This window comes from Streptomyces sp. GLSS-08 (genome assembly GCF_056387915.1).
This window is the reverse complement of record NZ_JBWJAQ010000002.1, coordinates 53,290-67,891: the sequence shown is the minus strand read 5'-3', so window position 1 is coordinate 67,891 and position 14,602 is coordinate 53,290. Positions and strand designations below refer to the sequence as shown.

Annotated in this window: 14 protein-coding genes; 6 read left to right on the top strand and 8 right to left on the bottom strand. The window is 71.9% G+C overall.

The features are described 5' to 3' along the window. Positions 1–68: 68 nt before the first annotated feature. Together AC0ZLC_RS03055 and AC0ZLC_RS03050 are read right to left on the bottom strand one after the other, a co-directional pair. Positions 69–1,256, bottom strand: a complete 1,188-nt coding sequence (locus AC0ZLC_RS03055; RefSeq protein ID WP_476750287.1) for a ricin-type beta-trefoil lectin domain protein — start codon at positions 1,254–1,256, stop codon at positions 69–71. Next, positions 1,253–2,095 carry a type VII secretion system-associated protein gene (locus AC0ZLC_RS03050; RefSeq protein ID WP_476750726.1) on the bottom strand — a complete coding sequence of 281 codons (843 nt, stop codon included), beginning with the start codon at positions 2,093–2,095 and terminating at the stop codon, positions 1,253–1,255. Before AC0ZLC_RS03050 ends, AC0ZLC_RS03055 begins: the two co-directional genes overlap by 4 nt. A gap of 542 nt (positions 2,096–2,637) precedes the next feature. On the opposite strand from AC0ZLC_RS03050, the gene AC0ZLC_RS03045 reads away from it, so the two are divergent. Next, positions 2,638–3,600 carry a mannose-binding protein gene (locus tag AC0ZLC_RS03045; protein WP_476750286.1) on the top strand — a complete coding sequence of 321 codons (963 nt, stop codon included), beginning with the start codon at positions 2,638–2,640 and terminating at the stop codon, positions 3,598–3,600. A 137-nt stretch (positions 3,601–3,737) separates the two neighbouring features. Here the strand turns inward: AC0ZLC_RS03045 and AC0ZLC_RS03040 are convergent, their stop codons facing one another. Next, positions 3,738–4,571: a DUF1206 domain-containing protein gene (locus tag AC0ZLC_RS03040; protein WP_476750285.1), complete on the bottom strand. Its 834-nt coding sequence runs from the start codon at positions 4,569–4,571 to the stop codon at positions 3,738–3,740. Next, positions 4,568–4,966 carry a hypothetical protein gene (locus AC0ZLC_RS03035; RefSeq protein WP_476750284.1) on the bottom strand — a complete coding sequence of 133 codons (399 nt, stop codon included), beginning with the start codon at positions 4,964–4,966 and terminating at the stop codon, positions 4,568–4,570. Before AC0ZLC_RS03035 ends, AC0ZLC_RS03040 begins: the two co-directional genes overlap by 4 nt. Positions 4,967–5,137: 171 nt before the next feature. On the opposite strand from AC0ZLC_RS03035, the gene AC0ZLC_RS03030 reads away from it, so the two are divergent. From AC0ZLC_RS03030 to AC0ZLC_RS03020, 3 genes are all read left to right on the top strand, one after another. After that, a complete protein-coding gene (locus tag AC0ZLC_RS03030) occupies positions 5,138–6,061 on the top strand; it encodes a MurR/RpiR family transcriptional regulator (protein WP_476750283.1) in 924 nt (307 codons plus the stop codon). A gap of 359 nt (positions 6,062–6,420) precedes the next feature. Beyond that, on the top strand, positions 6,421–6,801 hold the full coding sequence (locus tag AC0ZLC_RS03025; RefSeq protein WP_476750282.1) for a hypothetical protein: 381 nt from the start codon (positions 6,421–6,423) through the stop codon (positions 6,799–6,801). Between the two features lie 239 nt (positions 6,802–7,040). Further along, positions 7,041–7,361, top strand: coding sequence for a YkvA family protein (locus AC0ZLC_RS03020; RefSeq protein ID WP_476750281.1), 321 nt, complete (start codon positions 7,041–7,043; stop codon positions 7,359–7,361). 7 nt (positions 7,362–7,368) lie between these two features. On the opposite strand, the gene AC0ZLC_RS03015 is transcribed toward AC0ZLC_RS03020, so the two are convergent. The 3 genes from AC0ZLC_RS03015 to AC0ZLC_RS03005 are packed head-to-tail and all read right to left on the bottom strand — an operon-like array spanning position 7,369 to position 11,030. Beyond that, on the bottom strand, positions 7,369–7,905 hold the full coding sequence (locus AC0ZLC_RS03015; protein WP_476750280.1) for an AAA family ATPase: 537 nt from the start codon (positions 7,903–7,905) through the stop codon (positions 7,369–7,371). 24 nt (positions 7,906–7,929) lie between these two features. Further along, positions 7,930–10,296, bottom strand: coding sequence for a glycoside hydrolase family 65 protein (locus AC0ZLC_RS03010; RefSeq protein ID WP_476750279.1), 2,367 nt, complete (start codon positions 10,294–10,296; stop codon positions 7,930–7,932). Next, positions 10,293–11,030: an HAD family hydrolase gene (locus AC0ZLC_RS03005; protein ID WP_476750278.1), complete on the bottom strand. Its 738-nt coding sequence runs from the start codon at positions 11,028–11,030 to the stop codon at positions 10,293–10,295. The genes AC0ZLC_RS03010 and AC0ZLC_RS03005 overlap by 4 nt, the downstream gene beginning before the upstream one ends. A gap of 122 nt (positions 11,031–11,152) precedes the next feature. On the opposite strand from AC0ZLC_RS03005, the gene AC0ZLC_RS03000 reads away from it, so the two are divergent. Continuing rightward, positions 11,153–11,896, top strand: coding sequence for a nucleoside/nucleotide kinase family protein (locus tag AC0ZLC_RS03000; RefSeq protein ID WP_476750725.1), 744 nt, complete (start codon positions 11,153–11,155; stop codon positions 11,894–11,896). 463 nt (positions 11,897–12,359) lie between these two features. Further along, the gene (locus AC0ZLC_RS02995; protein ID WP_476750277.1) at positions 12,360–13,691 is read left to right on the top strand and encodes a jacalin-like lectin; all 1,332 of its coding nucleotides are present in this window, start codon (positions 12,360–12,362) and stop codon (positions 13,689–13,691) included. A gap of 67 nt (positions 13,692–13,758) precedes the next feature. On the opposite strand, the gene AC0ZLC_RS02990 is transcribed toward AC0ZLC_RS02995, so the two are convergent. Beyond that, positions 13,759–14,583: a pectate lyase gene (locus AC0ZLC_RS02990; protein ID WP_476750276.1), complete on the bottom strand. Its 825-nt coding sequence runs from the start codon at positions 14,581–14,583 to the stop codon at positions 13,759–13,761. Positions 14,584–14,602: the final 19 nt, after the last annotated feature.

Sequence of the window (14,602 nt, the reverse complement as noted above, 5' to 3'; positions counted from 1 at the left end):
TGCCATCATGCCCCGCCCGCGGGGCGGAGGGGCATCGGGAGGGCTGCTCCCGCCCTGCGGGCGTCCTGTCAGACGCTCCACTTCTGGTTGTCGGTCCCCGCACAGCTCCACAGCTGGAGCCGGGCCCCGCTGCCCCGGTTGTTGTCCTTGATGTCGACGCACTTGCCCACCACGGTGTTGACCAGGTCGTGGCTGGCGTTGAGTACGAACTTCTGGGCGGCGTTGTCGCTGCACCAGGCGATCTGGATGGGTGTGCCGTCGCTGTAGTTCGCGCCGGCCACGTCCAGGCAGAGGCCGCCCTTGGTCCGGAGGGTGCCGTCGGACGCGAACCGCCATCTCTGCGCGGCGCCGCCGTTGCAGTCCCACACGATCAGCTGCTTGCCGTCCGAGAAGTCACCGTCCGGTACGTCGATGCAGCGGCCCGAGAGATGACTGCGCAGGGAGACGGGAGCACCGAGGGTGACGCCCGAACCGGCTTTCACGGCCTGGTCTTTCCCGCTGTCGGCCTTCTTCCCGCTGTCCTGCTTCTTCGGCTGTTCCTTCTCGCCGGCGTCCTTCGGCCCGTCGGCGTTGTCGGTCTTCTCGGTTGGGGACGCGGAAGCCTCCTTCACCGGCTTCCCCTGTTTCCCGTCGGCGTCCTTTGCGTCGGCGTCGGGGGAACTGGTGCTGGGTGCGGCCGCCGCGAACTCGCCGGGCGCCTCCTGGGCGTTGCCACCGAGCACGGTTCCCGCCGACGCGGGCCCCTTGGGGTCCTTGTCGTCGCCACCGCCGAGCATCAGCAACGGCACCGACACGAGCAGTGCGCCCACGACGGCGGCTCCGGCCAGCACCGCCCTGCCCGGCCGTCCCACCGGCCCGGTCTCCTGCCGAGGCCGGTCGATCGCGGTCGCGGTCATGGTCCGTACGAGCGCGGGGAGCCGGCTCTTGGCCGCCGCGGCGGCACCGGGGTCGGCCTCTGCGTCGGGTTCCGCGGTTCCGCCCCTTGTGGTCGTCCCCTCGGCCGCACCGGCTGTCGTTCCGTGTTCGGCCTCAACTTCGGCCTTGCCGACGGTTGTTGTAGGCGCGGACACGCTCGCGTGCTCGGGCTCGGTGGCCTTCGCAGCGGCCGTACCGGTTTCGGCTCCGGCCTTCGCCTCGGCGGGCCCGGAGTCGGGCTCAGCCGTGGACGCGGCGGACGCGGTGGCGGCCGTCTCACCGCCCTCCGAACCGGCCGAGGCGCGCGGGGAGACGGGGGGTTGCTGGGCCGGACGTGTCACGTGGTCCTCCCTGTGATGTGGGGCCCGGGTTCCGGGGAGTTGCCGTCGGAGGGCGCGGCCGCGGGGCCGGTGGGGCCCGCGGAACCGGAGGAATTGTCGGAGCCGGCGAGGCCACCGCCGCCTTCCACCTCCCCGCCGTCCGGTGCGGGCGTCTCCTCGGCACCGGGCACGCGTGCGGGATCGAGAAGGCTGTCCGCCGGTACGAGCAAAGGGGCCGCGGCCCCGGCGTTGGCGAGCAGTCGGGTGCCGGAGCCGCGCAGCGAACGGGCCAGGTCCCGGGCCGGAAGCGTGCCATGCCGAAGTGCCGGGGACATGAACTCGTGTGTGGGCGAGGTGAACAACAGCACCACCGGCACCCCGTCCTGACCGGCGGCCGTGAGCGGTCCGCCGTCCGCGCCGCGCACCACGGTGACGTCCGCCGCCGCCAGTTCCGCGATCGCCTCGTCCACCGAGCCGTAGCCGGTGGCGGCGCGCTGGGCCGCCGCGTCCACCGGGTCGGTGGGTTCCGGCCAGCCGAGCACGCGGGCCGAAGGCCGGTAGGCGGGGTTGGCGCGGTAGCCCCCCACGCCCCCGCTCCCGTCCGACTGCCACTCCCCCAGCACGGCCCATTCCGGCGGCGTCCCCGCGTCCGTCCACTCAGGGTCGACGACGCCGATCCAGTGCCCCGGCGCCTGGCGGGCGGCGGCCCGCACGGCCTCGGGTATCTCGGGCGCCCCGACGCTCTCGCCGGTTTCGGGGGCCTCGGCCACGGGTGGCTCGGCGGCGACGGCCGGGCCGAAGCCCTCTGGTGCCACGGACAGGGCGTCATGCCTGCCCTCTTGCCGTTCTCCGGGCCGCATCTTCACCTGAACTCTTCGGTCCGTACGGGTTCCTGGGTGCCGCACCGGATGCGCGCACGCCGACTCTGATCAGATCGGGGAGCCAACAGGATGCCACACGCACCCCCTCCGTGGGCGCGGAGGGCGGGCCCGTATGGGGTCTCCCACGTGCCCGTTCACTGCCCGATTGAAGAACTTTTGGGGAGCAGTGAGGCGTGGGTGGACAAAGCGGTGGGGCCCTCGGGGCGGCGGGTGCTGCTGTCGCCCGGGTGACGGGCTAAGTTGGGTGGGCCATCGGACCCGTCGAACGCACAAGTGCCTTCCGCCCGGACGTCCAACCCAGGGCCGTCCGGGAGTACTTCGCGCAGCTCGGAAGGCATCGGACCGGTCTGCGGCTGTCGCCGCGGAGGGTCGTGCGGGCTCGGCGGACCGGAACTGACCGAACTGGCTTACTTGGTGCGGCTCTTGACCAACGCCCGGGGGCCGAGGGGTGTTCGTCGCTCCGCCCGCCGCCCGGGCCCGTGCCCACCACCGACAGCTCCGCCACCGAGGAGGAGTACCGCATGTCCCCCCAGCCCCAGACCCCCGGCGCGAACGCGGAGGCGGTCGCCGCCCGCACGGAGGAGGCCGGGTCCCCACCCCCTTCCCCGGCACCGGACGAGCAGGTTCCGAGCGCGACCGCGATTCCCGAAGCGGGGGCCGGCACCGCTCCGGAGACCGAGGAGACCGCCGCCGCGCCGTCGGCGCCGCCGGCCGCCGCCGGGTCCGCCGAGGAACCCGAGGAGGGCGCCGCCGCGGCGGTGGCCGTCGCGGCGGCGCCACCGGGCGTCAAGTCCGGCACCGGCGCCGACACCGGCCGTCCCCGGGGGCCGATCCTGGCGGGGGCCGCGATCGCCGGCGCCGTCCTGGTCGCCATACCTCTGCTGCTGGCCGGGAGCGCGAACGACGAGCGCCCCGACTCGGCCAAGGGGCTGGCCGCGGGCTCCGACACCGTCCTGAACGCCAGTTCCGCCCCCGCCGTGCTCGACGACTACGTGGCCAAGAAGCCCAGTTCGTCACCGAGCAGGAAGAAGCCGAAGAAGAGCAGGGCTCCGAAGGCCGTCGCCGCCCCGCCCGTCGCGCCCTCGCCGTCGGTCAGGCCCAGCAAGTCGCCCGAGAAGAAGCCCAAGGCCGAGACCAAGCCCAAGGCGGACCCGAAGCCGAACTGGGGCACCAGGACCGTCTACGCGACCAGCGTCCTGCAGACCGGACAGTCCTGGTCCACCAACCGCATCCGCATGATCATGCAGACCGACGGCAACCTCGTCGTCTACAACGAGGACAACAAGGCCATCTGGGCGTCCATGACCTTCGGTGCCAACCACCGGGCGATCTTCCAGGAGGACGGCAACCTCGTCATCCACAACGGCGACGACCGCCCCATCTGGGCCTCCCGCACACACGGCCACGCCAACGCCCAGCTGGTGCTGCGGGCGGACGGCAAGGTGGTCGTCCTGCACAACGGCGGAGTCATCTGGTCGACCTGACGCTCCCCGGTTCGCTCCCCCGGCCGGGTCCTGCCCGACCGCGCCCGCCGCCGGGAGCGGCGGCACGGCCCCGGGCACAGATCGGCCGGCCCCGACGTGCGGGAGCCGGCCGTCTGCTCTGTTCTCGGGCCCCGAACTCAGACCCTGCGCCAGCGGGCCATCGTGAAGGAGAAGACGCCGAACAGGACCAGCCCCACGGCGACGAGGGCCAGCAGCCAGGGCCCCACGGGGGTCCCGGCGAACGACCTCAGAGTGTCGTCCAGCCCCTTGGCCTCGTCGGGCTCGTAGGCCACCGCCGCCCGCACCGCGAACACACCGGCGACCGCGAACACCGCACCGCGGGTGGCGCCGCCGCCCACGCCCGAGATGTCCACCACCCGGCGCGTCGTACGCGACATCTCGCCGAGCTTCATGTGCTTGTGGTACTTGCGCATCACGGCCCGGACGGCGATCCACACGCCCGCGCACACGATGCCGACCCCGGCCGCTCCGACGATCCACTGGCCCGCCGGAATCTCCAGGACCCGGGCGGTCGCGTCCTTGGACTGCTTGTCACTGGACTGCTTCCCGCCGGTACCGGCGGCGAAGGACAGCACCGAGTAGGCGACGAAGGCGTAGAAGACGCAGCGAGCCGCCGACATCAGCCGCTTCCGCCAGGAACGGCCGTTCTCACCGACCGCGCCGAAGACCGCCTCGGACAGCCGCCACAGCGCCATGCCGACGAGCCCGGCCCCGAGGATCCACAGCAGCGCCGCACCGAAGGGCTGCGCCGCTATCTCCTCCAGCGCGCCGGTGCGGTCGGCCTGGCGGTGCCCCTCGCCGAAGGCGATCTGCAGCGCCAGCACACCGACCAGCAGATAGATCACACCCCGGGCGGCCAGCCCGGCCTTGGCGGCGGTCTCCGTCGGAGACCCGGTCGCCGCCCTACGGACGCGGAAACGCCCTCCCCTCACGGCCGCGTCCGTGTTCATATGGACGTGGACCCATGCGCCGGCTTGTTCTCCAGCCGCAACTGGATCTCCACTTCCTGGTCACCGGCCTCCTCGCCCAGCTGGTGCACGGTGAACGCCTCGGCGAGCGCCTCACGCAGGTGTTTCACCGCGAGAGGACCACCCTGCACGTCCGCCGTCACGGGCGCCGAGAGCTCGGTCGGCGATACGGGGGAATCTCCGGCCGTGCCGGAGGTGTCGAAGGTACCGGTCCACATCGTCGGCCGGTTCCCCTCGGTCTCATGGGGCTTGTCCTCGGCACAGCGGTCCGAGGAGAAGCGGCTGCACAGTGCGGCGAACAGACTCCCGGCGTCCGCCGCGGAGCAGTCGCTGAGCACCACCTGGACCTGCGATGCGGCCAGCGGACTCGTACTCATTCGAAAACCCTCTCCCTAGCGCCTGCGCGCAGACGCGTTCGTGCTGACACGGGTACCCCGAGGGTGGCGGTGAAACAGGTTCGCGGCCACCTTCGTGTGGCCGTACCCGCCCAGGTCAGCACGGACAGTGAGCTATGTTGAGTGCTTGTGGGACGTGAAGGAGGCGACTCGGTGCCATCGCCGCAGCAGGCACGCGCGCAGGCATCTGCGATCACCTCGGGAAGAACGGCACCCGAGACCGGCGCGTCGCCGCCCTCGCAGCTCAGGGAACTGTTCGACGGCCCCCGGCTCTCACCCGGACAGCGGCGCATCGCCCAGTACCTGATCGAGCACATCACCGAGGCGGCGTTCCTGTCGATCACCGACCTCGCCGAGCGCGTGGGGGTCAGCCAGCCGTCCGTGACCCGGTTCGCCGCCGCGGTCGGCTTCAGCGGCTACCCCGCGCTGCGGGAGCGGCTCCAGGCCATCGCGCTCGCCACCCTCGGCAGCGCGCCCGGCACGCCCGCGGAGAACCGGAGCAACGAACTGCAGGCGGCGGTGGACGCCGAGATCGAGAACCTGGAGAACCTGCGGCGCGACTTCGCCGACCCGGACAAGGTGATCGACGTCGGCCGGGCCCTGTCCCGCTCGACGCCGCTGACCGTGCTGGGCCTGCGGATCTCCGTGTCCCTGGCCGAGTACTTCGCCTACGCCGCGCGGCGGATCCACCCGGACGTGCGCCTGGTGACCCGGGGCGGCAGCGTCGCGTACGACGCCCTGCTCCAGTCGCGTGAGGCGGGCGGCACCTGGGTGCTCGCCTTCGCCATGCCCCGCCACGCGCACGAGACGCTCACCGCGATGCGGGTGGCACGCCGGGCGGGGCTGCGGGTCGCGCTGGTCACCGACCTGCCGCTCGGGCCGCTGGCCGACGAGGCCGACGTCACCTTCGCCACCGGGACCGGCTCCCGCCTCGTCTTCGACACGTATGCCGCGCCCCTGGTGATGTCCGCGGCGCTGCTCCAGGCGATGACGGACGCCGACCCGGAGCGGACCCAGGGACGCCTGGAGGGGTACGAGCAGATCGCCGAGCAGCACCAGTTCTTCCTGAAGGACTGAAGGGCCGGCGGGATGGAGACCGGAGGATCTGCGGTCGCGGCGGCCGTCGGCGTGAGGGACCGCGGCACGGTGCGTCACGACATCTTCACGGGACTATTCGGCCCATACGGTGCATGAATTTTTTCATGTCCTTGCGTATCTCGCGGTATATATAAATACTTCTGACGGACGCGGCCCCAGAGGCCTCCGGGGCCGCGTCCGACGAGTGCCCGGGACCGTCCGCTCCTACCCAACGGGTCCCGGGTGCTCGGAACGGGACTCGCTCGCGAGTGCCGTGGCGGCGGTCCCGGTCAATCCCCTAGGTCGGGGCCGCCCCAGAACCCGCACTGAGCCGCCGATGTCCCCCGGAAGCGATGAACATGGCCCTGACTTACTCGCCGATCAGTACGGACTGGCCTTGCCAGGTCAAGAATCCCGGCAGCTACGACTGGGAGAGGTCGGCCGCCAAGTGGCTGCGCGACCTGGTGCCGGCCCGCTACGCCAGCTACCCGGCGCTGATGCGCCACCCCGTGCTGCTCGCCCGCCACGCGCAGATCCAGGTGCAGCACGAGATCCGGGTCGCGCGGACCGCCCTGCAGACCGCCCGGGCCGAACTCCCCGCCCTCGGCATCCCGGAGTCCGTCATCGAGCACACCATCAAGATGTACGCCGCCGAGGTCGGCCAGCTCCACCACATCGCCCGCAGCATCAGGGCCGTCAGTCAGGCCCTCACCGGCGGTGGGGCCGCCCGTCCGCACTGACGGACGCCCCGGCCCCGGGCTGGGGGGCTCAGCCGGCTCTTCCGGCTGTCGCTCCAACGCCACCCGACGCCTGATCGCGACCAGGGCGGGTAGGCGAGCCGTGGTGATGTCCCGGCGGCGGCGCGGCCGTGCCGGGCCCGGGACGAGATGTGTGCCGTACCGGGTCGGCACGACGGCACGCCTTCGCCGACGTCGCCGTCTGCCGCCTCGACGCACCCGACCACGACTAGGACGCGGACATGGACTTCACGACACGGAACCTGCTCGTCGTCGGCGCGATCCTCGCGGCGGCGGTCCTGGCGGTGGCGGTCGCGCTGCTGGTCCGGCTGGTGCGGGCCCGCCGCGACCTGCGCCGCGCCGGTCTCCCGGCCGGGCCCCGCTGGGTGTTCTGGGGCGCCGTCGCCTATCTCGTACTCCCCGCCGACCTGCTGCCCGACCCCGTCTACCTGGACGACATCGGCGTCCTGCTCCTCGCTCTCAGGTCGATGCGCGCGGCCGTGCCGACCGGGGAGCCCGGGGACACCGACGGGGCCCTGTCCCAGAAGCGGTTCTCCGGCTGACGCTCCGTCAGGACGAGTCGGCGGGACCGAGGGAGCGCAGCCACCGCGCGGCTTCGCCCGGAGTGCCGAAGCGCACCACGCGCAGCGGCGCGAACCGGGGGTCGAGGGCGCGCCGGTGGATCTCCGCGCGCCTCGTCCCGTGCTGGGACCAGGCCCACCAGGCGGGATGGTCGGCCCGGAACCAGTCCGCCAGGGTCTCCCGGTTGCCGCCGAAGAGGCGCTCGCGCGACAGCGTCCTGCGCAGTGAACGGCGCAGGACACGGGGCATGATCACGCGTCGCCGGTAGTCCAGCCACAGCACCGTGTCCGCACGCTCCCACAGCAGGTCGCGGACCTCGGGAGCGCCGAACGAGTCGAAGATCCAGCTCCCGGACCCGGCGATCCGGCCGACGTCCTCGCTGAACGTCGCGCTCACCGCCCAGCCGGGCCCGCCGAAGTACAGCGCGTCCATCTCGTGGCAGGGCACGTCCAGCCGTGCCGCCACGGCACGCGCCAGGGTGGACTTACCGGCCCCGCTGCTGCCGGCCACGAGGATGCGCTGCATACCGGCAGCATACGGCCGGCCCGCTCACCCCCCGCCGACGCGTCCCAGCAGCCCGCTGTTCGGGCGCCGGTGCGGTGGCTGTTCCGGCGCCGGACGCTGCGGGGTCTTCGGTATGTCCCGTTGCTGGGGCTTGTCGGCGTCGACCGTGAGCGGCTCGCCGTAGTGGTGGATCGTCAGCGGCTCGCCGCTCAGCACGGTGTAGGTGGCGCTGTTCGGCCTGACCTCCACGCGCAGGCGGCGGCCCAGCATCTCCAGATGGAAGGCGAGGCGGCCGATCCGCTCGGGCAGCCGCGGCGCGAACTGGATCGCGTCCCCGTGGTGGCGCAGCCCGCCGAAACCGGCGACCAGCGCCATCCAGGCACCGGCGAGGGAGGCGATGTGCAGGCCGTCGCGGGTGTTGTGCTCCAGATCCTCCAGGTCCATCAGCGCCGCTTCCATCAGATAGTCGTAGGCGAGGTGCGGATGACCTGCCTCGACGGCGATGACGGCCTGGCAGCAGGCCGACAGCGAGGAGTCGCGGACGGTGAGGGGTTCGTAGTAGGCGAAGTTGCGTGCCTTGTGCTCGTCGTCGAAGAAGGGGCTGCACTTGTACATCGCCAGCACCAGGTCGGCCTGCTTGACGACCTGCTTGCGGTAGATGTCGAAGTACGGGAAGTTCAGCATCAGCGGGTACTGCTCGGGGCCGGTGGCCGCGAAGTCCCAGCGCTGATAGCGCGTGAACCCGGCGTTCTGCTCGTGGACGCCCAGTTCGTGGTTGTACGGGATGTGCATGGCCTCGGCGGCGTCCCGCCAGGCGGCGCTCTCCTCGTCGTCGACGCCGAGAGCCGAGGCCTGCCGGGGATGGCGCTCGACGACCTCGGCCGCGGCCAGCAGGTTCGTCCGGGCCATCAGGTTCGTGTACGTGTTGTCGTCCGCGACCGCGCTGTACTCGTCGGGCCCGGTCACCCCGTCTATGTGGAACTTCCCCTGGTGGTCGTGGTGTCCCAGGGACCTCCACAACCGGGCGGTCTCCACCAGCAGTTCGACTCCGGTGTCGCGTTCGAAGTGCTTGTCACCGGTGACGGCGACGTAGCGCACCACGGCGTCGGCGATGTCTGCGTTCACGTGGAACGCGGCGGTGCCGGCCGGCCAGTACGCCGACCCCTCCGATCCCGCGATGGTCCGCCAGGGGAAGGCCGCGCCCTTGAGGCCGAGCTGCGCGGCGCGCTCACGGGCGGCGGGCAGGGTGTTCTGGCGCCAGCGCAGCGCCTCCGCCACGGCACGCGGCGAGGTGTACATGAGCAGGGGCAGCACGAAGGTCTCGGTGTCCCAGAAGGCGTGCCCGTCGTAACCGGAACCGGTGAGCCCCTTCGCGGGGATCGCCCGCTGCTCGGCACGGGCGCCGGCCTGCAGGACGTGGAAGAGGGCGAAGCGGACGGCCTGCTGGATCTCCTCGTCGCCGTCGACCTCCACGTCGGCCCGCGCCCAGAAGTCGTCGAGGTAGGCGCGCTGTTCGTCGACGAGCCCCTGCCAGCCCGAACGGGTGGCGGCCGCCAGCGCCGCGTCCACCTGGTCGCTCACGGCGGGCAGCGACCGCGCGCTGGACCAGCCGTACGAGACGAACTTCTCGACCCTGAGCGTCTGTCCGGGGGCCAGGACGGAGGTGACGGTCAGCCGGGCGACGTCGTCGTCGCTCTCGCTGTCCGTGGTCGTCGGTTCGGGTCCCTCCACCGCGTGGTCGGCGGCGGCACCGACGCGCAGGCCGCTGCGCCGCGTACGGTGCACGAGCCGCAGCCGGCAGTCCTTCGCGAAGTGCTCCTCCGGTTCCAGCGACGAGTCCAGGGCGACCGCGGCCCGCGGATCGCCGCTGTGGCCCGGCAGTTGCTCGTTCGCGACGAGCTCCGACTGGACGACGATCCGGCTCTCGCTGTCGACGGCCTCGACCTCGTAGGCGACCGCGGCGATCGCCCGCTGGGTGAAGGAGACCAGCCGGGTGGAACGGACGCGGACCGTCGACCCGGCAGGCGACGTCCACTCGCAGGTCCGGGTGAGCAGGCCGGTGCGCAGGTCCAGGGTCCGCTCGTGCGAGCGCAGCTTGCCGTACCGCAGGTCGAACGGCTCGTCGTCGACGAGCAGCCGGATGATCTTGCCGTTGGTGACGTTGATGACGGTCTGCCCGGACTCCGGGTAGCCGTAGCCCGCCTCCGCGTAGGGCAGCGGGTGGCTCTCGTAGACGCCGTTGAGATAGGAGCCGGGCAGGCCGTGCGGTTCGCCCTCGTCGAGGTTTCCACGCCAGCCGACGTGGCCGTTGGAGAGCGCGAACACCGACTCGCTCTGCGGCAGTACGTCGAGGTGCAGGATGTGTTCGCGCACCGTCCACGGCGCGACGGCGTACGACGTGTGGGTGATCAACGCTGCTCCCTCAGTTCGGCCAGATCCTGTACGACGATGTCGGCGCCGTGCTTCCGCAGCGCGTCCGCCTGGCCGACCCGGTCCACCCCGACGACGAACCCGAAGTGGCCCGAACGTCCCGCGTCCATGCCGGCCAGCGCGTCCTCGAAGACGGCGGCGGCCGACGCGTCGACGCCGAGGTCACGGGCAGCGGCCAGGAAGGTGTCCGGACGCGGCTTGCCCGGCAGTTTCCGCTCGGCGGCGACGACACCGTCGATGCGGACGTCGAAGAGGCACTCCGCGCCGATCGACCGCAGGACGTCCTGGCAGTTGGCGCTGGAGGAGACGACGGCGGTGAGCAGTCCCTCGGCGCGGAGCGCCTGGACGTAGCGCAGCGTGCTGTCGTACGCCTCGACACCGTCGGTGCGGATCAGGTCGAGCAGCAGCTCGTTCTTGCGGTTGCCGAGACCGTGCACCGTCTCCTTGTCCGGCGCGTCGTCGGTGCCGCCCTCGGGCAGTTCGACGCCGCGTGAGGCGAGGAAGGCGCGGACGCCGTCGGCACGGGGCAGCCCGTCCACGTACTGGCCGTAGTCGTCGTCGGAGAAGGGACGGAAGCCGTCGCCGTCGCGTCGGCGCAGGAAGTCGTCGAACGTCCGCTTCCACGCGGCGGCGTGCACGACGGCCGTCTTGGTGATGACCCCGTCGAGATCGAAGAGGCAGGCCTGGATTTTCTTCGGAAGACCGAACTGCGTCATGGTGACAACCTTCCCCGGTCGGTGCCCTTCCAGCGGGTGTCGGGCACCACATGCCTATCGCTTGCGTCAGCCGCGCGACGCCGGGTACGGAGGTGCTGTTCGGCTGCGGGCATCGTCGGTTCATACTCCTTCCACGAGCTCGACAGAGCGTCTGCCCGAGATGGGGGCCGTCATCCCCACCAGTCCTCGCACCGCCCGGCCGACACCGAAGGGGAAACACGTCCATGACCTTCGACGACCTCGTGAAGCGGGCGGCAGCGCTCGTGCGTCCCGGCCGCCGCGCCCTGCTCGGCATCGCGGGCGGTCCTGGCGCGGGCAAGACGACGCTCGCCGAGCACCTGGTCGAGGCGCTCAACGGGACCGGGGCGCCGTGGGCGGCGCACGTCCCCATGGACGGCTTCCACCTGGCGGACGCCGAACTGGACCGGCTCGGCCGACGGGACCGCAAGGGCGCTCCCGACACGTTCGACGCGGCCGGCTACGCGGCACTGCTGCGCCGGCTGCGCGACGACGAGGACGACGTCGTGTACGCGCCGGGCTTCGAACGCACCCTGGAGCAGCCCCTGGCGGGTGCCGTCCCGGTCCCCCGCGCGGCCCGCCTGATCGTCACGGAGGGCAACTACCTGCTCGTGCCGGACGGCGACTGGGCCCGCGTCCGGCCGCTGCTCGACGAGGTCTGGTTCTGCGAACTCGACGAGGCGGAGCGCGTACGCCGTCTCGTCGCCCGCCACGAACGCTTCGGCAAGGACCACGAGGCGGCGGTCGCCTGGGTGCGCGGCACGGACCAGCGCAACGCCGAGCTGGTCGCGACCACCCGCGACCGCGCGGACCTGGTGGTACCGGCGGACCTCACGGCGGGTGGTTGATCCCGGGCATCCCCGGAACGGGCGGCACGGGACGGGACGCACGATCGGGGTGGGAGGGCGACAGGGTCGGGGCCGGGCGACACGAAGCGGGGCGGAGCGACACGGGTCGAGATCGGCCCGGGGAGCGGCACTTGGCGGAGCCGGCCCGGAACGGCACGGGGTCTGAGCCGGCCCGGAACGGCACGGGGTCTGAGCCGGCCCGGAACGGCACGGGGTCTGAGCCGGCCCGGAACGGCACGGGGTCTGAGCCGGCCCGGAACGGCACGGGCCGTGCGGACTGGCTCGGTTCACGTGTCGAGCCATCCGCGTTATTGACGCGTACACGATCGGCTTCTAGGTTCTCAGCGCTCGATCCGAAGCCTGTTCGGCCCGTCGGGCACGCGTCACCGGTCCTCCCGCACCGTCCGCCCGGCGCCACGGCTTGGCGGCGCCCGCTCACCCCCCACTCGAGGAGACACCTTCCGTGCGCAGACTTCTCTCCTGCCTGGCGGCGGCAGCCGCCGTCCTCGGCGGGCTCACCGCCGCCGCCCCACCCGCCGCCGCCGCCGACTCGGGCACCTTCGACGTGCTCACCTACAACGTCGCGGGACTGCCCGACGGCATCTCCAGCGCGCCGACCCCCCGCGGGGCAGCCACCACGACGATCGGCGGACGCCTCGGCCCGTACGACATCGTCCACGTGCAGGAGGACTTCAACTACCACGCCCACCTGTACGCCGCCGACTCCCACCCGTACCGCACCGCCACCAGCGGGGGCGCGGGCATCGGCAGCGGGCTGAACACGCTGGCCGGACTCCCGGACGACCCCGACGAGTTCGAGCGGGTGCGCTGGAACTCCTGTCAGCTCGACTCGGGCGACTGCCTCACCCCCAAGGGCTTCACCTTCATGCGCGAGCGCCTCGCCGAGGGCGTCTACGTGGATTTCTACAACCTGCACACCAACGCCGGTACCGGCGAGGGTGATCTGGCCTCCCGCGCGGACAACCTCCGCCAGCTCACGGCGTTCATCAGGAGCCACTCCGCGGGCAACGCCGTCGTCGTCATGGGCGACACCAACACCCGTTACACGCGCTCGGGCGACACGATCGCCGAGTTCGCGTCGGCCAACGGGCTCACCGACACCTGGGTGCGGCTCGTACGCGGCGGCACCCCGCCGGCCAAGGGCAGCGACGCCCTGGTCTGCGACGAGAAGGCAGCCACCGACACCTGCGAGGTGGTCGACAAGATTCTCTACCGGGGCAGCCGGCTCGTCTCGCTCGACGCCACGTCCCACCACAACGAGCGCGCCCGCTTCCTGACCGACGACGGACTCAGGCTCTCCGACCACGACCCCGTCTCCGCCGGCTTCACCTGGTCCCGCAACGCGGCCTACCGGCTCAGCGACCAGTTCGGCGGACCGCACGGCGACCACTTCACTGACATCGACCGCGTACCGCCCGGGGCGCGGGTGACCACTGTCTCCCTGCGCAGCGGCTCACGCGTCGACCGGATGGGGCTGACGCTGGGCGACGGCACGGTACTCGCCCACGGGGGCACCGGCGGAACGGCCTCGTCCCTGACGCTCGGCGCCGACGAGTACCTGGCCTCGGCCCAGCTGTGCCGGGGCACCAAGGACGGCCGCACCCGCATCTTCTACGCGAAGTTCACGACGAACCTCGGCCGCGTTCTCGCGGGCGGGACGACGACGTCCGACTGCGTGACCCGCACCGCGCCCGACGGGCATCACATCGCCGGACTCCACGGCCGCAGCGGTGACGGGGTCGACAAGGTCGGCTTCGTCTACACCGGGCACTGACCGGGGCGACCTCCGCCCCGGCAGGCCCAGATCCGGCCGCCCGGTCACGCCGGTCCGGGACGCCGGATCAGCCGTACGTGATGTCGGACGCCGTGTACTTGCAGTACGTGCCGTCCGGACCGCTGCCGGTCTCGGTGGGCTCCGCTCCGGTGTTGTTGCCCGTGTACCGGATGCACGGCTTGATCTTCTTGCTGCTGTCGCCGTGGATGCGGATCTTCGTCAGTGTCGCCGTGTCACCGTAGTTGGTGTTGATGCCGACGACGGACTTGCCGGGCGCCGTCACGTCGACGTCGTTCACGACGATCGTGCGCTTGTACTGCGTCGAGCAGTTGCCGCACGAGCGGACCAGCTTGCCGAAGTTCGAGACCTGGAAGCCGGTCACGGTCAGCTTGCCGGCCCCGTTGAACTGGAACACCTTGTCCGAGGCCGACTTCGCGCCGCCGCCGCTCACCAGGTAGGTCGCCGAGGACGACTTGCCCTTGAAGGTGGCCGCGTCCTCGCCGACATCCTCCCACCACACGTTCTGCAGCGTGCAGGTGCCGGCGCAGTGGATGCCGTCGGCCGCCGGGGCGCCGATGACGACGTTCTTGAGGACCGCGCCGTCCGCGAGGTTGAACAGCGGGTCCTGGCCCTCGTCCTGACCGCCGTCGCCGAGGTCACCGCTGCCGTAGAAGCGCTTGAGACCGCCGTCGTACGTGCCGGAGACCGACTTCGTGGCGGTGACCGCCACGCTGCTCGTCGGTGTCGGCCAGGCCGCCGCCGCGTCGGCGGTGCCGGCCAGGCCGCTCACCAGGAAGGTGCCGGCGGTGAGGCCGAGGGCGGCGAGGGTGCTGGTCAGGGCGCGACGCCGGTGGGGGCGGCGACGCGATTGCGGGTCTACTGATGAGGTCATGTCCCGATTCCTTCTGTGC